Source organism: Polaribacter pectinis, from assembly GCF_014352875.1.
Taxonomy (GTDB): domain Bacteria; phylum Bacteroidota; class Bacteroidia; order Flavobacteriales; family Flavobacteriaceae; genus Polaribacter; species Polaribacter pectinis.
In genome coordinates this window covers 603,857-626,232 of sequence record NZ_CP060695.1, presented here as the reverse complement: position 1 = coordinate 626,232, position 22,376 = coordinate 603,857, and the positions used below count along the sequence as shown (strand labels likewise).

19 protein-coding genes are annotated in these 22,376 nt (G+C 29.1%); 6 read left to right on the top strand and 13 right to left on the bottom strand.

Going from position 1 to position 22,376, the window contains the following annotated elements; all coding sequences use genetic code 11:
* Nucleotides 1-65: 65 nt before the first annotated feature.
* A complete protein-coding gene (locus H9W90_RS02950) occupies nucleotides 66-590 on the bottom strand; it encodes a YkgJ family cysteine cluster protein (protein ID WP_187482977.1) in 525 nt (174 codons plus the stop codon).
* 276 nt (nucleotides 591-866) lie between these two features.
* Here H9W90_RS02950 and argS point away from each other — a divergent pair, with 276 nt between their 5' ends.
* The 3 genes from argS to H9W90_RS02935 all read left to right on the top strand — a co-directional run bounded on the left by argS (nucleotide 867) and on the right by H9W90_RS02935 (nucleotide 4,703).
* Entirely contained in the window at nucleotides 867-2,642 is a 1,776-nt protein-coding gene (gene argS / locus H9W90_RS02945; RefSeq protein ID WP_187482976.1) for an arginine--tRNA ligase, read from the top strand.
* Between the two features lie 154 nt (nucleotides 2,643-2,796).
* Entirely contained in the window at nucleotides 2,797-4,185 is a 1,389-nt protein-coding gene (gene lpdA / locus H9W90_RS02940) for a dihydrolipoyl dehydrogenase (protein ID WP_088352871.1), read from the top strand.
* A gap of 143 nt (nucleotides 4,186-4,328) precedes the next feature.
* The gene (locus H9W90_RS02935; RefSeq protein WP_176397523.1) at nucleotides 4,329-4,703 is read left to right on the top strand and encodes a LysM peptidoglycan-binding domain-containing protein; all 375 of its coding nucleotides are present in this window, start codon (nucleotides 4,329-4,331) and stop codon (nucleotides 4,701-4,703) included.
* Nucleotides 4,704-4,793: 90 nt separating this feature from the next.
* Here H9W90_RS02935 and H9W90_RS02930 read toward each other — a convergent pair whose 3' ends face one another.
* On the bottom strand, nucleotides 4,794-6,302 hold the full coding sequence (locus H9W90_RS02930; protein WP_187482975.1) for a hypothetical protein: 1,509 nt from the start codon (nucleotides 6,300-6,302) through the stop codon (nucleotides 4,794-4,796).
* A gap of 127 nt (nucleotides 6,303-6,429) precedes the next feature.
* Between H9W90_RS02930 and H9W90_RS02925 the strand changes: the two genes are divergently transcribed.
* Entirely contained in the window at nucleotides 6,430-7,032 is a 603-nt protein-coding gene (locus H9W90_RS02925) for a hypothetical protein (RefSeq protein WP_187482974.1), read from the top strand.
* Here H9W90_RS02925 and rlmF read toward each other — a convergent pair.
* Entirely contained in the window at nucleotides 7,029-7,883 is an 855-nt protein-coding gene (gene rlmF / locus H9W90_RS02920; RefSeq protein WP_187482973.1) for a 23S rRNA (adenine(1618)-N(6))-methyltransferase RlmF, read from the bottom strand. The two genes, H9W90_RS02925 and rlmF, sit on opposite strands and share 4 nt — an antisense overlap.
* On the bottom strand, nucleotides 7,883-9,475 hold the full coding sequence (gene bshC / locus H9W90_RS02915) for a bacillithiol biosynthesis cysteine-adding enzyme BshC (protein WP_187482972.1): 1,593 nt from the start codon (nucleotides 9,473-9,475) through the stop codon (nucleotides 7,883-7,885). Before bshC ends, rlmF begins: the two co-directional genes overlap by 1 nt.
* A gap of 202 nt (nucleotides 9,476-9,677) precedes the next feature.
* Here bshC and H9W90_RS02910 point away from each other — a divergent pair, with 202 nt between their 5' ends.
* Nucleotides 9,678-12,155 (top strand): M14 family metallopeptidase, encoded by a 2,478-nt coding sequence (locus H9W90_RS02910; protein ID WP_187482971.1) that lies wholly within the window; start codon nucleotides 9,678-9,680, stop codon nucleotides 12,153-12,155.
* A gap of 190 nt (nucleotides 12,156-12,345) precedes the next feature.
* Here the strand turns inward: H9W90_RS02910 and H9W90_RS02905 are convergent, their stop codons facing one another.
* The 3 genes from H9W90_RS02905 to H9W90_RS02895 are packed head-to-tail and all read right to left on the bottom strand — an operon-like array spanning nucleotide 12,346 to nucleotide 16,190.
* Nucleotides 12,346-13,083, bottom strand: a complete 738-nt coding sequence (locus H9W90_RS02905; RefSeq protein ID WP_187483916.1) for a Dph6-related ATP pyrophosphatase — start codon at nucleotides 13,081-13,083, stop codon at nucleotides 12,346-12,348.
* Nucleotides 13,084-13,131: 48 nt separating this feature from the next.
* On the bottom strand, nucleotides 13,132-14,484 hold the full coding sequence (rimO, locus tag H9W90_RS02900; protein WP_187482970.1) for a 30S ribosomal protein S12 methylthiotransferase RimO: 1,353 nt from the start codon (nucleotides 14,482-14,484) through the stop codon (nucleotides 13,132-13,134).
* 56 nt (nucleotides 14,485-14,540) lie between these two features.
* A complete protein-coding gene (locus H9W90_RS02895; protein WP_187482969.1) occupies nucleotides 14,541-16,190 on the bottom strand; it encodes an amidase family protein in 1,650 nt (549 codons plus the stop codon).
* Between the two features lie 118 nt (nucleotides 16,191-16,308).
* Here H9W90_RS02895 and H9W90_RS02890 point away from each other — a divergent pair, with 118 nt between their 5' ends.
* Nucleotides 16,309-17,619, top strand: coding sequence for a M48 family metalloprotease (locus H9W90_RS02890; protein ID WP_187482968.1), 1,311 nt, complete (start codon nucleotides 16,309-16,311; stop codon nucleotides 17,617-17,619).
* Here H9W90_RS02890 and H9W90_RS02885 read toward each other — a convergent pair.
* The 6 genes from H9W90_RS02885 to H9W90_RS02860 form a co-directional block, all read right to left on the bottom strand.
* Nucleotides 17,616-19,118: a DUF6770 family protein gene (locus H9W90_RS02885; RefSeq protein ID WP_187482967.1), complete on the bottom strand. Its 1,503-nt coding sequence runs from the start codon at nucleotides 19,116-19,118 to the stop codon at nucleotides 17,616-17,618. The genes H9W90_RS02890 and H9W90_RS02885 overlap by 4 nt on opposite strands.
* Before the next feature lie 34 nt (nucleotides 19,119-19,152).
* Nucleotides 19,153-20,127 carry a signal recognition particle-docking protein FtsY gene (gene ftsY, locus H9W90_RS02880; protein ID WP_187482966.1) on the bottom strand — a complete coding sequence of 325 codons (975 nt, stop codon included), beginning with the start codon at nucleotides 20,125-20,127 and terminating at the stop codon, nucleotides 19,153-19,155.
* 241 nt (nucleotides 20,128-20,368) lie between these two features.
* On the bottom strand, nucleotides 20,369-20,521 hold the full coding sequence (locus tag H9W90_RS02875; protein ID WP_187482965.1) for a DUF4295 domain-containing protein: 153 nt from the start codon (nucleotides 20,519-20,521) through the stop codon (nucleotides 20,369-20,371).
* A 52-nt stretch (nucleotides 20,522-20,573) separates the two neighbouring features.
* Complete coding sequence (rpmG, locus tag H9W90_RS02870) at nucleotides 20,574-20,756, bottom strand: 50S ribosomal protein L33 (protein ID WP_026775116.1); 183 nt, start codon at nucleotides 20,754-20,756, stop codon at nucleotides 20,574-20,576.
* Between the two features lie 27 nt (nucleotides 20,757-20,783).
* Complete coding sequence (gene rpmB, locus H9W90_RS02865; RefSeq protein WP_077809621.1) at nucleotides 20,784-21,023, bottom strand: 50S ribosomal protein L28; 240 nt, start codon at nucleotides 21,021-21,023, stop codon at nucleotides 20,784-20,786.
* 87 nt (nucleotides 21,024-21,110) lie between these two features.
* Nucleotides 21,111-22,352 carry a competence/damage-inducible protein A gene (locus tag H9W90_RS02860; RefSeq protein ID WP_187482964.1) on the bottom strand — a complete coding sequence of 414 codons (1,242 nt, stop codon included), beginning with the start codon at nucleotides 22,350-22,352 and terminating at the stop codon, nucleotides 21,111-21,113.
* Nucleotides 22,353-22,376: the final 24 nt, after the last annotated feature.

Sequence of the window (22,376 nt, the reverse complement as noted above, 5' to 3'; positions counted from 1 at the left end):
ACATAAAAAGTCCTGAATTTCTTTATGATTAGAAATTCAGGACTTTTATTTTAAAATAATAATTATTAAGATCTTTTAACCTTCTTATTTCCTTCTAAAGGTAAAACTTTCTTTAAGGTTTCTACGATATTGTAAGCTGCAGGACAAATAGCTGTATTTGCAATGGTTAAATCTGTAATTCCAATAAACTTTTTACGATTTGTATGCGGATATTCTGCACATGCTTTAGGTCTTACATTATAAATAAAACAAGTATTATCAGATTCGTCAAAGAATGAACATGGAGCTGTTTTTAACACCATAAAATCATCTTCATCTCTTTGTAAATACTGATCTTGAAAAGCTGCAACCTTCATTTTTAAAGACTTTGCAATTCTTTCTACATCTGTATCTGTAAAAATCGGACTGGTTGTTTTACAGCAATTCCCACACGTTAAACAGTCTGTTTTTTCAAACTCTTTGTCGTGCAATTCTTGCATTAAATAGTCCAATCTTTTTGGCGTTCGTTTCTTTAATCTCGCAAAATATTTTTCGCTTTCTTTCTTTGCTTCTTGCGCTAATTTTGGTAGTTCTTGTAAACGTTTTTCCATCTTGCAAAATTACGAATTAATGATGACAATGGTTTGCTTTTTATGATGTTTAAAACGAATCCTTTTCATTAGTTATAAGTAAAGAATAATCTAAACTGAATAAATATTATTTCATTAAGTAAGCTGAACTCACTAATATAAATTTAATCAAAATGAAAATTGATAATGAATTTACAACTAAAAATAACCACCTAAATTTCTCTAAACAATCTTGACATTTCAGCTCCCAAAAAACAAATAAAATCCTTAATTTTGCAATTCAATTTTCGAAAGTAAATGAATATCCAAAACATAATAGAAGCCAAAGTAAAAGAAGGTTTTTTAGCATTATATGACGTAGAAATTCCAACTGTGGAATTTCAAGCAACCAGAAAAGAATTTGAAGGAGATATTACAGTTGTAGTTTTCCCAATGTTGCGCTACAAAAAAGGGAATCCTGTGCAAATAGGAGAAGATTTAGGTAAATATGTTGTTGAAAATGTTCAAGAAATCACCAATTACAATGTTGTAAAAGGTTTTTTAAACTTGGTAATTGACGATGCTTTTTACACAAATTTCTTCAATTCCATTTATACTGATGCAAATTTTGGTTTTGTTTCGCCAAAAGCGAATGAAAAAGCAATGATGGTTGAATATTCTTCGCCAAACACCAACAAACCTTTACATTTAGGGCACGTTCGTAATAATTTATTAGGGTATTCTGTTGCTGAAATTATAAAAGCAGCAGGAAAAAAAGTTTACAAAACTCAAATTATTAACGATAGAGGAATTCATATTTGTAAGTCGATGTTAGCTTGGGAGAAATTCGGAAATGGAGAAACTCCAGAAAACACAGGTTTAAAAGGCGATAAATTAGTTGGAAATTACTACGTAAAATTCGACCAAGAATATAAGAAAGAAATTGGCAACTTAGTTGCATCAGGTATTTCTGAAGAAGAAGCTAAAAAACAAGCGCCACTTTTAGTCGAAGCACAAGAAATGTTGCTAAAATGGGAAGCAGGTGATACTGTAGTTGTTAATCTTTGGAAAGAGATGAACTCTTGGGTTTACAAAGGTTTTGACGCAACTTACAAAAATATGGGTGTCGATTTTGATACTTTATATTATGAAAGTAATACGTATTTATTAGGAAAAGATGTAGTTGCACAAGGTTTAGAAAAAGGCGTTTTCTATAAAAAAGAAGACGGTTCTGTTTGGTGCGATTTAACGGATGATGGTTTAGATGAAAAAATTGTGTTGCGTTCAGACGGAACAGCAGTTTATATGACGCAAGATATTGGAACTGCGATTCAGCGTGTAAAAGATTTCCCAGATGTTGGTGGAATGGTTTATACTGTTGGAAATGAGCAGGATTATCATTTTCAAGTATTGTTTTTAATTTTGAAGAAATTAGGATTCGATTGGGCAAAACAACTGCATCATTTAAGTTACGGAATGGTAGACTTACCTTCTGGAAAAATGAAATCGAGAGAAGGAACTGTTGTAGATGCAGATGATTTAATGGTAGAAATGACAGCTACTGCCAAAGAAATTTCTGAAGAATTAGGAAAGTTAGATGGTTATTCTGATGAAGAAAAAGCCGAATTATACGAAACCATTGGTTTAGGTGCTTTAAAATATTTTGTTTTAAAAGTAGATCCTAAAAAGAGAATTTTATTTGACCCGAAAAGTTCTGTAGATTTTCAAGGAAATACAGGTCCTTTTATTCAATATACATATGCTCGAATTCAGTCTATTATTAGAAAAGCAGATTTTGATTATTCGAAACCAGTTTCGATTGAATTACACGAAAAAGAGAAAGAATTATTGAAACAATTAGAGTTGTTTCCTGAAACGATTCAGCAAGCGGCTACCAATTATTCGCCAGCAATTATTGCAAATTACACATACGACTTGGTAAAGGAGTTTAATTCATTTTACCAAAATGTGCATATTTTAGGTGAAGATAATTTAGATAAGAAAGTATTTAGAGTTCAGTTATCTAAAAAAGTAGCAGATACTATAAAACAAGCATTTTCTTTATTGGGAATTCAAGTTCCAGAGAGAATGTAGAAAAAGTTGGCAATTACATTTTGTAGTTGGCTGTAAAAACAAAAGTTAGTAAATTAGCACGCGTTAAGGATTGAAGTGACATCCTTTTTGCTTTTTAGCAAAAAGATATAACGGAAAGCCTGTTAAAACGCCCAAAAAATATAAACACAGAAAAATGAAATACGACATCATTATTATCGGAAGTGGACCTGGAGGTTACGTAACTGGAATTAGAGCAAGTCAATTAGGCTTTAAAGTTGCGATTGTAGAAAAGGAATCTTTAGGTGGAATTTGCTTAAACTGGGGTTGTATCCCAACAAAAGCTTTGTTAAAATCGGCGCAAGTTTATGACTATTTAAAACATGTGGATCAATATGGTTTAAAAGCAGAAGCAATAGACAAAGATTTTGATGCTGTAATTAAGAGAAGTCGTGGTGTTGCTGAAGGAATGAGCAAAGGTGTTTCTTTTTTAATGAAGAAAAACAAAATCGATATTATTAACGGTTTTGGAAAAATAAAAACAGGTAAAAAAGTAGATGTTACTGCTGAAGATGGAAAAGTAACTGAATATTCAGCTGATAATATTATTATTGCAACTGGTGCTCGTTCTCGTGAATTGCCAAACTTGCCACAAGATGGTAAAAAAGTGATTGGTTACAGACAAGCAATGAGCTTAAAAAGTCAGCCAAAATCTATGATTGTTGTAGGTTCTGGTGCAATTGGTGTTGAGTTTGCACATTTTTATAATTCAATGGGAACTGATGTTACGATTGTAGAATTTATGCCAAATGTGGTGCCAGTAGAAGATATTGATATTTCTAAACAATTTGAAAAATCAATTAAAAAAGCAGGTATTAAAGTTATGACAAATTCTTCTGTAGAATCTGTAGATACTTCTGGTGAAGGTGTTGTTGCAACTGTAAAAACGAAAAAAGGAGAGGAAACTTTAACGGCTGATATTTTATTATCTGCAGTTGGAATTAAATCGAATATCGAAAATATTGGTTTAGAAGATGTTGGAATTATTACTGACAGAGACAAAATCTTGGTAAACGATTTTTATCAAACAAATATTCCTGGTTATTATGCAATTGGAGATGTGGTTCCTGGACAAGCTTTAGCACACGTTGCTTCTGCTGAAGGAATTACTTGTGTAGAAAAATTAGCTGGTTTACATACAGAAGCAATCGATTATGGAAACGTTCCTGGTTGTACGTATGCAACTCCAGAAATTGCGTCTGTTGGAATGACAGAAGCGAAAGCAAAAGAGGCTGGTTACGATTTAAAAGTTGGTAAATTCCCTTTTTCTGCTTCTGGTAAAGCAACTGCAGCTGGAACAACTGAAGGTTTTGTAAAAGTGATTTTTGATGCAAAATACGGCGAATGGTTAGGTTGCCACATGATTGGTGCTGGTGTTACAGATATGATTGCTGAAGCAGTTTTAGGACGTAAATTAGAAACAACAGGTCATGAAGTTTTAAAAACAATTCACCCTCACCCAACCATGAGTGAAGCTGTAATGGAAGCTGTTGCAGATGCTTATGATGAAGTGATTCATTTGTAAAAATTATATTATTCTTGATTTCCTAATATGATAAAAGGATTTCAACGACTAAATAGATACATTTATCGAAAACCGAAGTAATTTACTTCGGTTTTTTTGTATATTTAAATTATTAAAATAACAATTAAAAAAAAAGAATTAAAATGAGAGCAAAATATCAAAACGTTTTAGATTTAGGTGAAGAATTAGCGATTAAAAATGGTGATGTAAAGGAAGAAAACGGAAAATTACATATTAGTGGAACAGCTAAAAATCAATATGAGAAAAACTTACTTTGGGATGAAATTAAAAAGTCTGGTGGAGAAAATCCTGCTGATTTAGTTGCTGACATTAAAGTTGAAGATACTTCTGTGTTTGCAAACCATACTGTAAAAAGTGGAGATACTTTAGGTAAAATTGCAAAACAATATTATGGAAATGCTTCTAAATATACAGAGATCTTTAAAGCGAATGGAAACATCTTAAAAAACCCAGATGTTATTCATCCTGGTCAAGAATTAGTGATTCCTAATTTATAGGAATTTACTTTTAACGTATAAAAAAACCGAAGCAAATTTGCTTCGGTTTTTTTGTATCTAATAATTGATAAAAACTATTATTTCGAAGTATTATATCAAAGATTTTTGCAATCCTTTTTCGATATTTTTCCAAAAGTAATTCCAAAACGATTTTGTTTTGTCTCTTTCCAATTTCTCAACTTTTGCTTTAACCATTCCGTGTTTGGAAGTGTCTTTTACAAATAGATTTGCTAACCAGCTTAAAAACTTCTTTTTCTTCTTTTGTTCGTCTAAAATTTTAATACTAAAGTTTTTAAAATCAATATTTAATTTACCATTTGAAACAGAATTATTTCCTTCAAAATCGAAGAACATTTCATTGATATAGCCATCCATTTTTACATTAAAAGCTGGCAAAATAAAAGAACTCATGTTTTTAGAATTCACATTAAATAGACTTCCTGAAATTCTAAAATCGTCGTTTTTGTTGTTGATATCAAACGTCCATTTTATTTTTAGTGGAGAACTGTCCATAAACTTGGTTTTAATATCTACAACCGTAAGTTTTTCTTTTTTTGATTCATTATTATTAATGTTTTTGATTTGTGCATTCAGCTCATCAAAAACTAAAATACCTGGCTTGTGGTTTTTCTTTGTTTGTTCTTCGTAAATTAATTTCGAATTTTTAATATCTAAACTTTTTACATCAATATTAAAAGGTAAGTCACGTAAATTTTTACTGTATAAATACTTGATTTTTTTTGAAGATTCTAAAACAGCACCATTCAAATATAAATCGAAAAAAACATTATCTACCAAAATATGATTTACTGTAAAAGATAGACTTGGCTCCTCCTCTATTTTAAAATCAGAAACTTTAATTTGTTTTACAACAAGATCTAATAATTCTTTTTCATAATCTACATGATAAATATAACTTTTCCTTGATTTTAAAGGTACAATTTGCAAGCTATCTATAACAATATCATCATTTTCTAATTTAAATGTCTTAAATTTTATGGCTTGAACTTCAGAAGTTTTTTTGTAGAAATTGTCTATTTCAACAAAAATATTATCATAAGAAAAAGGAAGTTTTTTATTACCATCTTTTGATAAATCGAAATCTTTAATTTCTAAATTTATATTAGATATTTTTATGGGATGTAAATCTTCATCAATAACTGAAACATTCAATTTATTTAACGCGATGGATTTTATAAAAATCTCTTCTTTTTTATGTTGAACTGTATCTTTTTTAGAAGTCTTTTTTGATGCTTTTTTAAGTAACTTTCCTTCTATTGAAGAAGAACTCACTTCAACTTCTCCGATTGAAATTTTATCGTTCACCAAAAATGAATAATAAGAAAAATCGTTTACAGAAATCTCATCTGATTTTAGTTTTAAACTATCTTTAGAAAGTTCAATATTTTTTATAGCTACATTTCCAAACAATACATTTACAGAAATATCTCCAGAATACTGAAAGCCTTTTTCTGCTATTTTTTGTTGAATAACTTTATCAATTTTATTCTTTGCATAAAAATTTAAACCAAATAAAATAATCGCTATAATTGATATTACAACTAAAAATTTCTTGTAAAATGATTTTGTTACTTTCATAAAAACTGCGATTATTCTGCTCTTTAATTTAGAAAATGAAGATACAGAAATTAATAAACAATCATAATTTTGAGGACAAAAAAATAGTACTTTTACAAAAGTTTTAAATAAACATCATTCCAATATTTTGATTACTCACAAAAAACAATTTTCTTTAGAAATACTAAAAGCACTTATAAAACTAATAATTGCTGGTGTTTTAATTGGTTTATTAAAAAAATATGATGCAATTATTGCTGGAATTTTAATTCTAAAAATCATTCATAATATCTATAAAGAGGTTATAAAGCCTGAATCTAATAAAAATTGGTTGTTATTGGTAGGAATGTTATTAACTGGTTTTGGCGGTATTGTTGGCGAAACTTGGGGCGTAACAAATGGTTATTGGGAATATCATGAAGTTACAAGAGAATTACCTTTATGGTTACCTTTTGCATGGATGTTGGCTTTCCATTATTTATATAAATTAGAGCGCAATTTAATTCCACTTTTAAAAAATCAAAGTCATAAAAATAAAATTATTTTAGCAATTTTACTCGCATTAATTCTACCTGCTTTTGGAGAAGTAATTACTATTTATTTAGGAGTTTGGACATATTATTGGCCATATCAGCTTTTTGGAGTTCCCTTATATGCGTTTATTTGCTTGGTTTTTGTGCATATGTTGGTCTATACTATTTTACATTTTGTTTGTAAAAAGTATAAAATTAATGATGTTGTTTTTAATTAAAATTTCCAACAAACAATTCTAGTTACTTTATTACCTTGACTTAATGGAATTACTTTAAATTCTTTTGCTCCTAATTTTTTAGATGATTTTTCTAAACTCTCAACATTTTCCTTTTTAGAAACTAAACTTGTAAACCATTTACTTGAAGTTTTATACAAAGAACTTTCATATAAATAATTGTGTAAAAAAGCTTTTTCTCCTCCAACATACCATAATTCATTGTTGTTTCCAGAGAAATTTCTAACTGCACTATTTCCTAAATTTCTATTTTTACGCTTGTTTGCTCCTTGTGCTTCTTCTGCAGATTTGTAAAAAGGCGGATTACACATGGTTGCAGTAAATGAATCACCATCTTCTAAAATTCCATTTAGAATATTGTTTTCATCTTTTTGCTGACGTAAGGTAATATTCGATTCTAATTTATTATCGTAAATAATATCTTGTGCTGTATCCAAAGAATCTAAATCGATGTCTGTGGCAACAAAATTCCAATTGTATTCAGCAACTCCTAAAAGTGGATAAATACAGGTTGCTCCTGTACCAATATCTAGAATTTTTACGTTTTCTTCTTCAGCAAGTAAATCTGCTAAATGATGCACATAATCTAATCGACCTGGAATTGGCGGACATAAATTCTCATCAGGAAAATCCCAAACAGAAATTTTATCAAAAGAAAAAAGTAAACCTTTATTGAGTTCTTTTACCGCTTTTGGATTGGAAAAATCGATGGTTGTTGTACCATATTCGTTTTCGGAAACAAATTCTTTTATGGCTGGGTTTACTTTGATTAATTCATCAAAATTATAACCTTTATTAAATTTATTTTTTGGGTGAAGTCCTTTGTCTTTCATTACATTTCAAGTATTGTAAATTCTAATTCTAAAGGTTTTAACCCTTCTTTTAAAGCCTCTATAAAAGCGCTTCCATATTCTAAATAATATTCAGAAAAGTTACGTTGTCTTTCTTCTAAACTTTGGTTTGGTAAAATCTGGTTTTGAAGTGCTGTTATTCTTTCAACCAAATCGTTTTGTCTTCTTTTTTCCGCTTTTAATAAACGTTTCTCTAAATTCTTTAATCCTTTTATTTGTTTTACTTCTTGGGCTTTTACAGCGCCAATAAAAGAAATATCTGTCTTTTCTGCGACTTGTTTTAACTCGGAAAATTGCTCTTCTAAATATTTAATTTTATCTCCAAAGCTAATTTTAATATCAGAATTTTCTACTACTTTTTTTGATAGTAATTTATGTAGATTCATAAATAATTCTTTGTGAGAAATATCTAAATTATGTAACTTTTTTTGTTGCTTTTCAGATACAACTTGTACAGAATTTCGCAATAATAAAATGGGAAAAGGCATATTTACTTTTTCGAAATAGTTTTTCAGCTCAAACCAATAAGCCATTTCTCCTCCTCCACCAATATAACATAAGTTTGGCAAAATAACTTCTTGGTATAAAGGTCGCATAATTACGTTTGGTGAAAATGCTAAAGGGTTTTCATCTACTTCTTTTAAAATTTCATCTTTCGAAAAAGTGATTTCTGTATTATTTACTTTGTAAACTCCGTCTTCAAAAACAATACGTTCACGAGAATTTCCAATCAAATAAAACAAATTGATTTCTCTCGGATTTACTTGTATTTTATAATCCTTTTCTAATTTAGTAATTGTTTTAGAAACTTCTTTAAAAGAAGTTTCATGCTCTAATTCGTCTTTTACAAACGGAATAAATAATTCTTTTAAAGCTTTGTCATCTCCATCAACAATAACCAAACCATGTTCTTTAAACAATTCGTTAGCAATAAAACGTGTGGCATCTGCTAAATTAGTATGCTCTAAATATCCTTTTTTGAAAAGCTCTTTTAATTGTTCTGCATTTTTAGAATTCCCTAATTGATTAGAAAAAACTTCAAAAACAGTTTCTAATCCTTCCGTAGAAAATCTCCCAACTGCACCACCATCTTTTCTGTTCCACAATACTTTTTTCCCTTCAAAATTGAAGTAATTAATTTCATCAAAATCATGGTCTTCTGTTGCCATCCAATAGATTGGAACAAAATTTTTATCAATAAATTTTTCTGATAATTCTTCAGCTAAATTAATTGCAGAGATTATTTTATATAAGAAGTATAAAGGACCCGTAAATAAGTTTAATTGATGTCCTGTAGTTACTGTAAATGTATTTTGTTGTTTTAATAATGCTATATTTTCAGAGATTTTTTCTGAAACATCAAAATTTTTGTATTGATTTCCCAAAGCATTTACCAAAGTCAATCTAGATTGCAATCTGTAAGATTTCTCTTTTTCTTCAATTTGATTATGAAAACCAGTAATATCTGGAAAATTATTGTAAAACGGCTTTATAGCTTCTTTTTGCTCTAAATAATCGAGCATTGTTTTAGAGAAAAAACCAGTGTCTTTAAAAGGAATTTGTGTTAATTTCATTATATACTAACACTTTTATGGCAACAATCAATTTCTGATGTTAAGTTCATTTGGCACGTTTAATTTTTTATAAAAATACGAATATTTTATGCTTTGTCGGAACTTCATTTTCAATCTAACAAAGTTTTAACAAGTTAGAAAAAGAGTTTTAAAATATTGAAAAAAATAATCCTTACTTTTGGTTTTCTAATCAGTTATTTACATGAAAATTAAAGCATTTTTAGTCATTCTAATTCTTTTCACAGGATCCCTTTTTTCTCAAACTTTACAATCTCCATCCGAATTTTTAGGTTACGAAATTGGTTCACGTTTTACAAGACATCATAGAGTTGTAGACTATTTCCAATATGTTAGCAAAACTTTGTCAAACGTTAAAATGGAAAAATATGGAGAAACAAACGAACACAGACCTTTGTATTTGAGTTATATTTCTTCACAAGAAAACATTAATAATTTAGACCAAATTAGAAAGGACAATCTTTCTCAAACTGGAATTGTTTCAGGAAATGCTAATAATAAAAAAGCAATTGTTTGGTTGAGTTATAATGTTCATGGTAATGAAGCTTCAAGTACAGAAGCATCCATGTTAACACTTTACGAATTGGTTACCAATAAAAAAGCGTGGTTAGAAAATACGATTGTAATTATAGATCCATGTATAAATCCTGATGGAAGAGACCGATATGTAAATTGGTACAATCAAGTAAAAAGTACGCCTTTTAACGTAGATCAAAACGCAAAAGAACACAGAGAACCATGGCCAGGAGGAAGACCAAATCATTATTTATTCGATTTAAATAGAGACTGGGCTTGGGTTACACAAGTGGAATCTGCACAAAGAATTAAAATGTACAACAAATGGATGCCTCATATTCATGTCGATTTTCACGAACAATACATTAACAATCCTTATTATTTTGCACCAGCTGCAGAACCTTTTCACGAAATAATTTCAGATTGGCAACGTGATTTTCAAACACAAATTGGTAAAAATCACGCAAAATATTTCGACAAAGAGGGTTGGTTGTATTTTACAAAAGAAAGTTTCGATTTATTATACCCAAGTTATGGAGACACCTACCCAACTTATATGGGAGCAATTGGAATGACCTATGAACAAGCAGGACATGGAATGGCTGGTTTGGGAATAAATACAGACGAAGGCGAAATTTTAACGCTAAAAGACAGAGCAATTCATCATATGACAACTGGTTTATCTACTGTTGAAATTTCTTCACAAAATGCGGAAAAATTAAATATCGAATTCAATAAATTCTTTAATAATAACAATTTAAATTATAAAAGTTATGTTCTAAAAAACGATAACGAAGATAAAATAAATCGTCTAAAAACATTATTGGACAAACACGAAATTAAATACGAAAATGCTAAAAAAGGTTCTGTAAAAGGGTATAATTACGGAAATCAAATAAATGAAAAATTTGATACTTCTACCAACGATTTGGTGATTCATACAAATCAACCAAAAGGTAAAATGGTAAAAGTTTTATTCGAGCCAAAAGCAAAAGTAGTAGATTCTTTAACCTACGATATTACAGCTTGGTCTTTGCCTTACGCACATGGAATTAATGCTATTGCATCTAATTCTATAGTAAATTCGTCTGTAAAAAACAGTAAAAATTTAATTAATAATAGTATTAATAAATCGGCCTATGCTTACATTTCTAAATGGAATAGTATCGATGATGCTGCATTTTTAGCAGATTTATTAAAAAACAATATCGTTCCAAGATTTACACAAAAAACATTTTCTGCGGATGGAAAATCGTACAAAGAAGGAACTTTAATCATTTTAAGAAATGATAATAGAAATGAAGAATTTGACTCTGAATTAATAAAGATTGCCGATAGAAATATGCGTCAATTAACCGCTGTTTCTACTGGTTTTTCTCAATCTGGAGTAGATTTTGGTTCGTCTTCTGTAAAACCAATCAACAAACAAAAAATTGCGGTTATTTCAGGTAAAGCAACATCATCTTTAAGTTTTGGTGAAGTTTGGCACTTTTTTGAAACACAATTAAAATACCCAATCACAAACATAAATTCTGATAATTTCTCTTATACAGATCTTTCAAAATACGATGTAATTATCATGCCAAGTGGTTATTATAGTTCGGTTTTAAATAAATCTACTTTAGAAAAAGTAAAAAAATGGACACGTTCTGGAGGAACTTTAATAGCTATTGGAAATGCTGTAAATAGTTTTGCAGATAAAGAAGGTTTCTACTTAAAAAAGAAAAAAACAAATGTTAAAAAAGATAGCAATAACCTTATTCCTTTTGCAGATAGAGAAAGAAAAGGCGTTGCAAATTTAATTACAGGAAGTATTTTTAAAAGTACTTTAGACAACACGCATCCTTTGGCTTTTGGGTATGGAAAAGAATATTTTTCGTTAAAATTAGGTGGAACTTCTTATAAGTATTTAAAGGACGGCTACAATGTTGGTTATTTCGATGAAAACACGAAAAATGTTTCTGGTTACGCTGGAAGTAAAGCTGTAAAAAACGTGCCAAAATCTTTATTTATTGGCGAGCAACCAATGGGAAGTGGAAGTGTAATTTATATGGTAGACAACCCTTTATTTAGAGCTTTTTGGGAAAATGGAAAGTTATTTGTTGCAAATGCCGTTTTCTTATTGAATTCAGATAAATTGAAATAAAATTTTTATTTGGGCGTTTTAACGGGCTTTCCACTATATCTTTTTGCTAAAAAGCAAAAAGGATGTCGTTTCAATCCCTAACGCGAAGTGCATCTTTGGTGGCTTTCAGTAAGCAAAAAAAATGTAGAATATTAATTTTTATAAACCTCAAAAGGATTTGAAACACTTTTGGGTTTAAATAACAAGCAGTTTATTTAGAAATCAAATCGCAATACCAAAAACTGGTATCGTAGTTTTTTTCTTCTACTTTGTCTTTTGATTGATGGCAATTGTCATCATCATTATCATGCAAAGTATAGGAACGTAAAGTTTTTTCACCAATGGTAAAATCTACAGGTTTGCTAAAGTTTGGCCCATCAAAAACAAACGTATGAAACTCACCATTTTCTCCACAAACATCTACATTTTCTGGCAAGTCTTTTATAAACTGTTCGTCTATAATTCTACCGACAAATTCTTCGCCTAATAATTTTGCATTCACACAAACTGTAATTGCTTTAAAACCCAATTCTAAAAATTCGGTTATTATTTCTTTCGTGTCTTTTTTCCAAAGTGGATATAAACCTTTAACGCCGACTTCTTTTAATTTCGAATCACGATATTCTTTTAAATCTTCCAAGAAAATATCTCCAAAAACTGCATGTTTATATTCTTTTTCAACTAAAGAATCCATTGCTATTTTCATAGTTTTTGAATACGAATCCATGGTAACATTTGCAGGAAAAGAAATTTTATAAAGTGGAAGTTCTAAAGATGCTGTTTGTTTTTCGAGTAGTTCTTCTCGCAAACCGTGCATAGAAACACGTTTATAATCTTCATTTACAGTCGTAACCAACAAACTAACATCGTAATCAGTATTTTGTTGCATTTTGTACAATGCCAAAGCAGAATCTTTCCCTGAACTCCAATTAAAATAAGTTTTTTTCATCATTTCATTAGGCATAAAAAAATCCTACACAAGTAGGATTTTCAAAATTTATTTTTTTCTTTGATTTAAAGGAACTGGTCTTTCTTGCTTTTTAACAGGCGTTCCATGTAAATCGTAATCTCCAGCATCGTGAATCTTTACATCTATAAACTCCCCTATTTTAATATAATGTTCTTTAGCGTCTACAATAACATCATTATCTACATCTGGCGAATCCGATTCTGTTCTTCCGTAGAAATATTCTCCGTCTTTTCTATCGAACAAACATCTAAATGTTTTTCCAATTTTTTCTTGATTCAATTCCCAAGAAATTTGAGACTGAATTTCCATAATTTCGTTCACACGTCTAAACTTCACATCTGCAGGAACATCATCTTCTAAAACATAAGCACCAGTATTTTCTTCATGTGAATATTCAAAAGCTCCCAAACGTTCGAAACGCATTTCTTCTACCCAATCTTTCAATTCTTGAAACATTTCTTCAGTTTCTCCAGGATAACCAACAATTAAAGTTGTTCTAATTGCCATATCCGGAACAGCTTCTCTAAATTTATGAATTAAAGCCGTCGTTTTTTCGTGTGTAGTTCCACGTTTCATCGACTTTAGAAGTTCTGTATTAATATGTTGCAAAGGAATATCTAAATAATTACACACTTTTGGCTCACGTTTCATTACCTCTAAAACATCCATTGGGAAACCTGTTGGAAATGCATAATGCATTCTTATCCATTCAATTCCATCTACTTTTGCCAATGCTTCTAACAAATCTGCCAAAGCACGTTTTTTGTAAATATCTAATCCGTAATATGTTAAATCTTGTGCGATTAACATAATTTCTTTAATTCCTTTTTCTGCTAATTTTGTTGCTTCTGTAACAATATCTTCAATAGGTGTAGAAACGTGTTTTCCTCTCATTAAAGGAATTGCACAAAAAGAACAAGGTCTATCACAACCTTCTGCAATTTTTAAATATGCGTAGTGTTTTGGAGTGGTTGTTAAACGTTCTCCTATCAATTCGTGCTTATAATCTGCTTCTAAAACCTTTAATAAATTAGGCAAATCGTGCGTACCAAAATATTGATCTACATTAGGTATTTGCTCTTCTAAATCTGGTTTGTAACGCTCACTTAAACATCCTGAAACAAAAACTTTATCTATTTCTCCTGCTTCTTTTCTGTTTGCGTAATGTAAAATTGTATCAATAGATTCCTCTTTTGCTTTTCCAATAAAACCACACGTATTTATAACAACGATATTTCCATCATCATTTTCATCTTCATGTACAACGTTTTTACCATTCGCTTTCAACTGTCCCATTAACACTTCTGAATCGTAAATGTTTTTAGAACAACCTAAAGTAACAACGTTAATCTTATTTTTTTTGATGGTTTTTGTACGCATTGTCTTTTGTTTTAAGCAAGTGCAAAAATAGTTCTTTTAAAAGGAATACAAATTTTCTATTGATAGTTTTTAGGCATTTTTCTAACTTTAGTTAATTGCTCGAAAGCATAACCAATTTCTAACAATTTTCTTTCTGAAAAAGGAACACCTATAAATGTTAAACTTACGGGTTCTCCAGACTCTTTATATCCCATAGGGACTGTTAATGTTGGAAATTTTGCAACTGAAGCAATTGCAGAATGGTAATTATTAATAGATAAAATTGCGTCTAATTTTTCTGGTTCCATAATTTTAAAATAATCTAATGAATTCTTTTTTAGTAGCAATTTAATCATGGACAATTCTTTAAGAGTAGTTTTGTCCTTTACAATTCCTTCAAATAATTGTTGTCCATAAGGTGCTCTTAAAATGGAATCCTTTTTATTAAAAAGTACAACATCATTTACATTCTTTACTTCTAAAGTTTCAATTGCATTGTTTTTAAGATACTTTGGTAAGTCGTGTTTCATATCTATATTTAACAATGTTATAAAACCATCAAAAGAAATTTCTGGAGGTGTAATTTCTATAATTTCAACGCCAACTTTTTTTAGTTTTTCAACAGTAGAGTTATAAATAGAGTCCGACAGTAGTGGCTTTAAAACACCTATTCTTCTGTTTTCGAACTTATTTCTAAATCCGTTTTGTATGTAATCTTCTTCTATTTTTTTTGAAGCGGTATCACTTTTATCAAAACCTCTCATGGCATTCATAAAAATAGCATTGTCAACAACATTTTTTGTCATAGGTCCAGGTGTATCTAATGTTGATGAAATTGGAACAATTCCAGTTCTACTCAAAACTCCAATAGTTGGCTTTAAACCTACCACAGAATTCTGACTTGATGGCGAAGTTATAGAACCTGCAGTTTCTGTACCAACTGCCGCAACTGCAAAGTTTGCTGCAACTGTAACTCCACTTCCTGCAGAACTTCCTCCAGTTTCGATTTTTCCTCTTCCATAAGGGTTTAAGGTTTGTCCGCCAATTGCAGAATAACCCAAAGGACATCCAGAACAGAAAAAATATGCCCATTCACTTAAATTGACTTTCCCTAATATAATTGCGCCATTTTCTCTCAATTTCTTTACAATAAAAGCGTCTTCAGAGGTTTTATTATCTGCCAAAGCAATTGCTCCTGCAGTTGTTTTCATATCTTTTGTGTTGATATTATCCTTTAATAAAATTGGCATTCCGTAAATAGAAAATTCTGAAACATCTGTTTTATTTTTATCTTTTTCTCTTGCTTCATTTAAAACGTTTGGATTTAAAGCAATAATACTATTTAAAGACAATGTGGAATCACTTTCGAATTTTCGAATTCTGTAGAGATAAAAAAGTGTCAGTTTTTCGTAAGATAATTTACCTTCTTTTACATTTTTTTGAAGTTGAGGAATGTTTTGTTCTAAAATAAAAGGTTTTAATTCTTCATAATTTTCTTCAGAAAAATTAGCTAGTTCCTTTTGAAATGGTTTAAAAACTGCATTCATATCTAAATATTTAGATTGAATTAATTTAAACTTCATTCGTTCGAACTCGTTCTCTTGAGATTGAGCTATCGCTTCTGTTTCATCATATTTTTTAAACGAATTTTTAAAAACAGTTTCTCCTTTTTGCTGACAACTAACAACAATAGATATTAATAAAACAAGTAACAGTATTTTTTTCATTGTTATAATTTTTATCAAAGATACTTCTTTAATTTTTTTTTGTAAAAAATGCACATTTAGAAAAGGTTATTACCCTTTTTTAAAAATAAAGTATCTTCGTCTTTTCAAAAAAAATAAAATGATAAAAAAAATTGCAATTATTTCTATTTTACTTTTTTCAATAACTTTTAGCTCGCAGAATTTAAGATTAATTGACACTACAGATTTTGAGTTAAGAAAAAATCTTACAAAAAACTTAAAAACAAAACATACCTTTATTTATAAGAGTTTAAAGAAAGAATATAGAGGAAAATTAAGAACAGAAATTACTAGTTTGTATAAAAGCAAACACAAAGAGTTTTTGAAAAATTTAAATAAAGACAAATTTATTTTTGATACACTTTTTACAAAATATAGCGATAGTTTAACTCAATTAATTGTAAAAAATAATCCAAAACTAAAAAGGAAAAATATTTCTGTTTTTATATCTAAAAACCCCACCATAAATGCTTTAAACGTTGGAGAGGGAATTGTTGTTTTAAATATTGGGTTATTTAAATATTTCGAAAATGAAGATCAGTTAGTTTCTGTTTTAGCACATGAAATTGCTCATGAAAGTTTAAATCATGTTAGTAATAACATTCTACATATTGCAGAATTAAGGACTTCTAAATTAAGAAAAAACCAAGCTAAGAAAATTAGAAAAGAGAAATATAACACCTATGATAAATCTTTTAAAATTTTAAAAAACTTAATGTATTCTGATAGTAAAACCCACAGAAAAAAAGAAATGCAAGCAGATTCTGTTGGTTATTTATTATATAAAAATACAACACTTAACAAACCAAATTATTTAAGCGCTCTACAATTATTAGCAGATTATGAAACATTGCCAACAATTAATTTAGATTCTACTGTTTATAAAAGATTTTTTAATATTCCTAAACAACCTTTTAAAGATTCTTGGCTAAAAGTGGAGAAGTTTTCTGATTATGATTATTCTAAATATACTGAAAAAATTAATAAAGATTCAGTTAAATCTCATCCAGAATTTACCGAGAGAATTTTAAAATTAAAAAAAGATTTTCCAGAATTATCTATAAATGACTCACTTTCTAAAAGTTCTAAAGGAAGCTCTTTTATAAAGTTACAACAATTAGCTCGTAAAGGAGATATTGTAAATTTTTATGATTTAGAAGAATATGGATATAGCATTAGACTTATCTTAAAAAAATTATCTAAAGATTCTACAAATACCTATCTTAAAAAGTGGTTGGGTAAAAACTTTTTAAGCTTGTATAAAGCAAAGAAAAAATATAGACTGAATAGATATATAGAAAGAATAAACCCAAAAGAGCAAACAAAAGAATACCAACAATTCTTAAGTTTTATATGGAATTTAAACTTAAATGAAATTAAAAATATTGGTGATTATTATTCTGAAATTTAGTAGTTTAACTTCTCTAATCTAATTTCATCATGATCACTATCCTTATTAAATTCTCTTAATAATATGTAACCTTCTTTGGCTATATAAGGAGAAATAAAGTGTTCTTCAGAAGACATAGGAATTTGTTCTTGTTGCATTTTACCATCAATAATAGTAACGATTCCTAAAACCCAATTCTTCTTTTTGGTTTCTTCATCTTTTTTATAATCTCTATAAAAGAAAACAACACCATTTCCATCTTTAATTCTTTGGGAATACAAATAATCTGAACTCGAATAATAAGATTTATCTTTTTCTATCTTTTCTACATTATTTAGAGCAAATTCTTTATCGAAGTTTAATACTAAAAAATCTGTTGTTTTAGGAGCTAATGCTACTACAACATAATATTGAGTGTCTTTAAACTTTTCAGTTAGAAAAGCTGTAGTTCCGTCTTCAAAAATGAAAAATTGTTTTGCTAATAAACGATAACCATCTTCCTTTAACTTACCGTTCTTTTTTATATCAAGAATATTGCCAGCATCTTCCCATTTAAAATACTTTTTAAAGGTTTCATTTCCGTTATTATCTAATACAATTTTAAAAAAACCTGTTGCCTTTTTATAGTTAAAACCTGAAAGCTTATTTTTACTTGTCATTCCTACAATAACAGTTCTATCCTTAAACTTTCTAACTTTATAAAAATGATTGAATTCAGATTTTTTATTTTCTATCTCATATTTAAAATCTGCTTTCCCAGTTTTTGGATTGATAAAATGTAAAACTTGAGATTTAGTTTTAGTACTCATAGCCCATAAAACAATTATTTCTTCATTAAGAAACTCAATTCTAGTATTTACAACGTGTTCTTCAGGATTGTAATTGTATTGCCAGTTTTTAGAATTGTCTATATTATAAGCTTCTAAAGTGGCTATTTTTTTAGTTCTAAAAGAGTTCTTCTGTAATTTAGATTGTTTAAAAAGTAAATATCCTCCATCTATTGCTAAAGGATACTGGATAAATATATTTTTTTTAATTCTTTTATCAATCTTTTCTGTAGCTCTTTCTCCTTCTACTACCAATTCATTTTCAAAATAAAAAGGTTTAGATATTTTATTGGTTGTAAGATCTAAAATTCTATTAGAAACAAATTTATAATCTGAATTATTACCAAAAACTTGTTGTTGCCATCTATAGTATATTTTGCTTAAAATAATCTTGTCACCTACTTTTTCTGGCGTCATAAACTCTGAAGCATATTTTTTATAACTTGCATCTATAAACTCGCCATTAGCAACTTTATTAAGATTTTTATCTAAAAAAACATATTCGAATTTTTGCTCTGTTTTACTAACATCATCTAGTTTTACCACCATAAAATATCCATAAATACTTTTATCCATTTCGTAAATTGGATTAAAAAGTTGAATATCTCCAGAAGCTAATTCGGCTAAACTAGATATTTGAGAATTGATAGAAAAACTAATAAGTAAAACAAAAAACGTAATTATTTTTTTCATAACTATTTTAAAAAAAGGTAAGGTTTGGTAATTTCTACTTAAAAAAAGAATCTACAAATTCATGTTTGTTAAAGACTTGTAAATCATCTATTCCTTCTCCTACTCCAATATATTTTACAGGAATTTTAAATTGATCGGAAATACCAATAACAACTCCACCTTTTGCAGTTCCATCTAATTTTGTAACTGCTAAAGAAGTAACTTCTGTTGCTAAAGTAAATTGTTTTGCTTGTTCGAATGCGTTTTGCCCAGTAGAGCCATCTAAAACTAATAAAACATCGTGTGGAGAATTATCTACCACTTTCTGCATTACACGTTTAATTTTAGTTAACTCGTTCATTAAATTAACTTTATTATGTAATCTACCAGCAGTATCTATAATTACAACATCTGCATCTTGATTTACTGCTGACTTTAACGTATCAAAAGCTACAGAAGCTGGATCTGAACCCATTTCTTGACGTACAATTGGTACATCTGTTCTGTCTGCCCAAACTTGTAATTGATCTATTGCTGCTGCTCTAAATGTATCTGCTGCCCCTAAAACTACTTTTAAACCTTGTTTTTTAAATTGACTTGCCAACTTACCAATGGTTGTTGTTTTACCAACTCCATTTACACCAACAACCATTAAAACATAAGGCATTTTGTTACCAGCTGCGTTTTTTGGAATTTCTGGAATTGTAAATTCAGTTTCGTTACCAACATTGGTTTCCGACAGTAAACCTGCAATTTCTTCTCTTAAAATTTTATTTAACTCGTCTGTACCAACATACTTGTCTTTGGCAACACGCTCTTCTATTCTAGTAATTATCTTTAGTGTGGTATTTACACCAACATCAGAAGCTACTAAAACCTCTTCTAAATTATCTAAAACATCATCATCTACTTTAGATTTTCCTGCAACTGCTTTAGAAAGTTTATCGAAAAAATTAGTACTTGTTTTTTCTAAACCTTTATCTAATGTTTCCTTTTTTTCTTTTGAAAATATATTTTTAAAAAAACTCATTTTATTATTTTATAACTATAAAACAGTACATTAAAAAACGTGCCATTTGTTTGGTTTGGTCAAATTGTCATTAAAAATGCCTTTTGCGTTAGCGATTGAGGCTTTGTTGGAGCTCCTTGAAAAGAGCGACTGCCGAAAGCGCGACCTGAAAGGTAACGCCCAAAAATACGTAAATATAAGGCACAAAAAAAACTACTTTCTAAAATTAGAAAGTAGCTTTGTAAATTTTATAAGTAAACGGTTATTTTTTTGCTAAAAACGCGTCTACAGCTGAAGGATCCATAATAGATTCTACAAATGTATAAGCTCCTGTTTTTGGAGATTTTATCATTTTTATAGCTTTACTTAATCTTTTTGATCCTGTTTGTAACGATGCTACTGATTTCTTTGCCATTGTCTAAATGTTTTTAATCTATGTGCTCTGTTCTGAGTTCTAGATATTATAATTATTTAATTTCTTTGTGAACAGTCATTTTCTTTAAGATAGGATTGAATTTTTTAATTTCCATTCTATCTGGAGTGTTCTTTTTGTTCTTTGTTGTAATGTATCTAGAAGTACCTCTTTCTCCTGAAGCTTTATGCTCTGTACATTCTAAAATTACTTGAACTCTGTTTCCTTTTTTTGCCATCTGTATAAAATTTTAAATTGCTTGAGCTTATTTAGTTAAAAATCCGTTAGCTCTCGCTTCTTTTATAACTGCAGAAATTCCTTTCTTGTTAATATTTTTTAAAGCAGAAGCAGATACTTTTAAAGTAATCCATTTATCTTCTTCTGGAATGTAAAAACGCTTTGTCATTAAATTAGCGTCAAACTTTCTTTTAGTTCTATTTAAAGCGTGAGAAACGTTGTTCCCAACCATTGCTTTTTTACCTGTTAATTCACAAACTCTAGACATCTTTTCGACAGTTTTTTAGTGTTATCTCTAAACGAGGTGCAAATCTACAAATAATTATAATATTGAACAAAACTATTTTGCAAATTTTTACATCATTTCTTTCTGTAAAATTTCTAAAGATTTGCTAACGGTTCTATTAATTACTTTTTCTCTTGGTTGCCCAAAATTAAATTCGTGCACAATCTCTTTATTATCAGTAACTAACGCAATAAAAACGACTCCAACACTTTTATCTGTTATGTCTGTTGTTGGCCCAGCATTGCCTGTTACTGCAATTGCAAAATTTGTATTTAATTTAATTTTAGCTCTTTTAGCCATTTCTAAAGCAACTTCTTTACTTACAACTGTATGTTTTTTAATAGTTTCTGGTAATACACCTAACATATTTATTTTTGTTTCTGCAGCATATGCTACAATACTACCTTTATAATATGCAGACGAACCTGCAACTGAAACTAAATTTGCTGCTATTTTTCCACCTGTTATACTTTCTGCTGTACAAATTGTTTTATTATTCTTCTTTAAAAGCTCTCCTATTCTTTTCTCTAAAGAAGCATCATCATCTAAACCAGTAATAATTTCTGGTATTAATTTGTAAACAGCCTCAACTTTATTATTTAATTCGTTTTCTAAAATTTCTTTATGTGCTCCAATAACAGATAATCTTAAACGAACTTTACCAAAAGATGGTAAATAAGCTAACTTTATATAACTTGGTAAACTATTCTCGAAATCTTCTATTCTTTCTGCAATTGTACTTTCTCCTGCACCATAGGTCATAATTGTTTTATGAATGATAAATGGAAGTTTAAATTGCTTTTGAATTCTTGGTAAGACTTCTGAAGATATTAAACCTTTCATTTCATAAGGAACTCCTGGAAGCGACACAAAAACAGTGTTATTTTCGAAAAACCACATTCCTGGAGCTGTTCCATAATTGTTCATTAATAATGTAGCTTTAGATGGTAATTGCGCTTGAGTTCTTTGTATTTCTTTAAATGGATGATTTATTTTTTTGAATAAGCCTTTTATATGTGCTACAACTTCTGGATATTCTATAATTTTATCATCTTTAAAAAATTCTGCAATTGTTTTTTTTGTGATATCGTCTTTAGTGGGGCCTAAACCTCCTGTTATAATAACTATATCTACTCTTTCTTGCGCTTCTTTAAATGCGTTTAAAATATGCTGTTTATCATCTTGTATAGAAGTTATTTGATATACAGAAACGCCAATTTTATTTAATTGTTGACCAATCCATTGAGAGTTTGTGTCTACAATCTGACCAATTAAAATCTCATCTCCTATAGTTATTATTTCTGCTTTCATTTATTTCTATTTTCTTTTTGCAAA

Excerpts from the sequence above, each read along its gene's own strand:
- H9W90_RS02910 (WP_187482971.1), top strand. The coding sequence starts at position 9,678 with ATGAAAATTAAAGCATTTTTAGTCATTCTAATTCTTTTCACAGGATCC.
- rpmB (WP_077809621.1), bottom strand. The coding sequence starts at position 21,023 with ATGTCTAGAGTTTGTGAATTAACAGGTAAAAAAGCAATGGTTGGGAAC.
- lpdA (WP_088352871.1), top strand. The coding sequence starts at position 2,797 with ATGAAATACGACATCATTATTATCGGAAGTGGACCTGGAGGTTACGTA.
- H9W90_RS02890 (WP_187482968.1), top strand. The coding sequence starts at position 16,309 with ATGATAAAAAAAATTGCAATTATTTCTATTTTACTTTTTTCAATAACT.
- rpmG (WP_026775116.1), bottom strand. The coding sequence starts at position 20,756 with ATGGCAAAAAAAGGAAACAGAGTTCAAGTAATTTTAGAATGTACAGAG.
- H9W90_RS02875 (WP_187482965.1), bottom strand. The coding sequence starts at position 20,521 with ATGGCAAAGAAATCAGTAGCATCGTTACAAACAGGATCAAAAAGATTA.
- H9W90_RS02895 (WP_187482969.1), bottom strand. The coding sequence starts at position 16,190 with ATGAAAAAAATACTGTTACTTGTTTTATTAATATCTATTGTTGTTAGT.
- rimO (WP_187482970.1), bottom strand. The coding sequence starts at position 14,484 with ATGCGTACAAAAACCATCAAAAAAAATAAGATTAACGTTGTTACTTTA.
- H9W90_RS02930 (WP_187482975.1), bottom strand. The coding sequence starts at position 6,302 with ATGAAAGTAACAAAATCATTTTACAAGAAATTTTTAGTTGTAATATCA.
- H9W90_RS02885 (WP_187482967.1), bottom strand. The coding sequence starts at position 19,118 with ATGAAAAAAATAATTACGTTTTTTGTTTTACTTATTAGTTTTTCTATC.
- H9W90_RS02860 (WP_187482964.1), bottom strand. The coding sequence starts at position 22,352 with ATGAAAGCAGAAATAATAACTATAGGAGATGAGATTTTAATTGGTCAG.
- rlmF (WP_187482973.1), bottom strand. The coding sequence starts at position 7,883 with ATGAAAGACAAAGGACTTCACCCAAAAAATAAATTTAATAAAGGTTAT.
- H9W90_RS02935 (WP_176397523.1), top strand. The coding sequence starts at position 4,329 with ATGAGAGCAAAATATCAAAACGTTTTAGATTTAGGTGAAGAATTAGCG.
- argS (WP_187482976.1), top strand. The coding sequence starts at position 867 with ATGAATATCCAAAACATAATAGAAGCCAAAGTAAAAGAAGGTTTTTTA.
- bshC (WP_187482972.1), bottom strand. The coding sequence starts at position 9,475 with ATGAAATTAACACAAATTCCTTTTAAAGACACTGGTTTTTTCTCTAAA.
- H9W90_RS02905 (WP_187483916.1), bottom strand. The coding sequence starts at position 13,083 with ATGAAAAAAACTTATTTTAATTGGAGTTCAGGGAAAGATTCTGCTTTG.
- ftsY (WP_187482966.1), bottom strand. The coding sequence starts at position 20,127 with ATGAGTTTTTTTAAAAATATATTTTCAAAAGAAAAAAAGGAAACATTA.
- H9W90_RS02950 (WP_187482977.1), bottom strand. The coding sequence starts at position 590 with ATGGAAAAACGTTTACAAGAACTACCAAAATTAGCGCAAGAAGCAAAG.